The sequence below is a fragment of the Kamptonema sp. PCC 6506 genome, from assembly GCF_000180455.1.
Lineage (GTDB): Bacteria > Cyanobacteriota > Cyanobacteriia > Cyanobacteriales > Microcoleaceae > Kamptonema > Kamptonema formosum.
The window spans coordinates 1-2,312 of sequence record NZ_CACA01000319.1; the positions used below are offsets into that span (position 1 = coordinate 1).

General features: G+C 44.2%; 3 protein-coding genes. 1 reads left to right on the forward strand and 2 read right to left on the reverse strand.

What is annotated here, in order from left to right; translation table 11 throughout:
• The first annotated feature begins 230 nt into the window (after window positions 1-230).
• Window positions 231-1,289 carry a tRNA 2-thiouridine(34) synthase MnmA gene (gene mnmA, locus OSCI_RS20815; protein WP_007357106.1) on the forward strand — a complete coding sequence of 353 codons (1,059 nt, stop codon included), beginning with the start codon at window positions 231-233 and terminating at the stop codon, window positions 1,287-1,289.
• A gap of 265 nt (window positions 1,290-1,554) precedes the next feature.
• Here the strand turns inward: mnmA and OSCI_RS20820 are convergent, their stop codons facing one another.
• Together OSCI_RS20820 and OSCI_RS20825 are read right to left on the reverse strand one after the other, a co-directional pair.
• The gene (locus OSCI_RS20820) at window positions 1,555-1,998 is read right to left on the reverse strand and encodes a type II toxin-antitoxin system VapC family toxin (protein WP_007357108.1); all 444 of its coding nucleotides are present in this window, start codon (window positions 1,996-1,998) and stop codon (window positions 1,555-1,557) included.
• Window positions 1,986-2,225, reverse strand: a complete 240-nt coding sequence (locus OSCI_RS20825) for a hypothetical protein (protein ID WP_007357109.1) — start codon at window positions 2,223-2,225, stop codon at window positions 1,986-1,988. The genes OSCI_RS20820 and OSCI_RS20825 overlap by 13 nt, the downstream gene beginning before the upstream one ends.
• Window positions 2,226-2,312: the final 87 nt, after the last annotated feature.

Consider the following 2,312-nt stretch of genomic DNA (forward strand, 5'->3'; position numbering starts at 1 on the left):
TGCTCTGCGATCGCGCCACTAGCGGCAGGTGTTATTGCTAAACTTACTCCTAAGAGCACTAACAGCCAATTGTAGTATTTATGTAATATAATCGATAGTAAAGGCATCCGGCGTTCCTCCGCGATTGGTGCGATCGTAGGCTTGCTTATTAGACTTATCAGTAACTTCTGTCGTATAGTTTATAATAGGGATTCGACTGCTTGTCTAAATCCCTATTAGGGATTCAAACCATGAACAAAATTGTAGTAGGCCTCTCTGGTGGGGTAGATAGTTCGACAGCAGCCGCAATTTTACACCATCAGGGCTATGAGGTGGTGGGATTGACTCTGTGGCTGATGAAGGGTAAGGGTCAGTGTTGCTCTGAGGGCATGGTTGATGCGGCCCAGATTTGCGAACAATTAGGCATTCCTCATGAGATTGTGGACAGCCGGGATCTGTTTCAAGCAAGTATTGTAGATTATTTGGTGGAGGGTTACGGCGCGGGAATTACGCCGCTACCTTGTTCGCAATGCAATCGGACTGTGAAGTTTGGCCCGATGTTGCGCTATGCTCGCGAAAAGTTGGGAATTGAGAAGATTGCGACTGGTCACTACGCTCAGATTAGTTACGATGGGTCAGTAGATCGCTATCAATTACGGCGGGCTGTGGATTCTACGAAAGATCAGTCTTATTTCTTGTACGATTTGACACAAGAAATGCTGGCGGGTTCTGTCTTTCCCTTGGGGGATATTGCGAAGACAGAAACTCGGCGGATTGCGGCTGAGTTTGGGTTGAAGACTGCTGATAAGGCCGAAAGTCAGGATTTATGCTTGGTGGAAAGTAATGGTTCCATGCGGGCCTTTTTGGATAAGTATATTGCGCCGCTTAAAGGTGACATTGTTGACAAAGATGGGCGCGTGTTGGGCCAACATGATGGGATTCAACATTACACGATTGGCCAGCGGAAGGGTTTGGGGATTGCATGGGCGGAACCGCTTTATGTGATTGGTTTGGATGTGGCCCGAAATCGGGTAATTGTGGGCGATCGCGCTTCTGCTGCACAAAATGAGTGTATTGTCAATCGGGTAAATTGGGTTTCGATCGCGGAACCAGGAGCTCCCATCCGGGCGGAGGTACAAATTCGCTATCGATCGCACCCTGTACCGGTGAGTGTGATTCCTTTGCCAGATGCTAGGGTAAAGTTGATTTTTGATGAGCCGCAGTTTGGTATTACCCCTGGACAAGGGGCTGTTTGGTACGATGGAGATATTTTACTAGGCGGCGGAATTATTGAAAGTCAAGGTTCTTGACAATCCCTGGTTTAAAGACAGGGGTATTGTCATAGCAACTATATCCATGTCCGGCAAAATACTTACGATCTGTCATTGCGAGCTCCGCGAAGCAATCGCAAGGTTTTGAGATTGCTTCGCGGAGCTCGCAATGACAAGTATTTAACCGGACATGATATAATTGGTATAATCGCGGCTCTAAATACTCCTTTTATCTGTTAGTCCGCGCAGGCGGACTTAGTTTGTGTAGTTGCGGTGGCAACGATGTAATTATATAAGGGATAGCTCAAGATGCCAAAACTTCAGTAAGGATAACAGTAGGTAAATTTGGAACGTTGCGAAACCCTTTATCATTAGTAAGAAATACACTACAGTTTATACTCAAAGCTGTAGCTGCATGAAGCGCATCAGGTGTTTTTAAATTGCTACTTGCCCGCATTTGAGCCGCATTTCTGAGTACAGATTGGCTGATGGGAATTAGCCTCATTCTGGTAGAAAAAAGCAGTTGTTCGTAAGCATTGACTAAAAGAGAATCAGCGTTTCTCAGAGGGACAACTAAAACCTCCATCAATATCAATTCACTGCTGACTATTTCAAGTTCCCCCGCTTGAAATTTCAACCAGAGAGGTTGCAGCAAAGAAATGTAATCTAAATTTCCCTCCAAGCTATAAATTAAAACTGATGTGTCTACATAGATAGTAGAAAAGGATGGCAGTATTAGCTGTCCCATGAATTTTTTTCCTCTTGTAGTTCTCTATCTATCTCCTCAGCAGTTCTGGGCGCACGCTGACTGTGTACTTTTTCGAGCAATTCTATAACCGAAACTTGTTTAGGTTCAGTTTTTTGTGGCAAAATAATGAACACATCTACACTATCGCCAACTGCTCCATCTGGAATATCAATCTCAAGCTTATTTCCTGGTAAAACTTTAGATTTTATGTGCAAAGCTGATTGCATGACCTAATCCCTCACAATATTTTAATTAATTAATTATACCTAATAATTACGCATCTTTGTAGGAAAGAAGGGGCTAGGGAAAGAGAG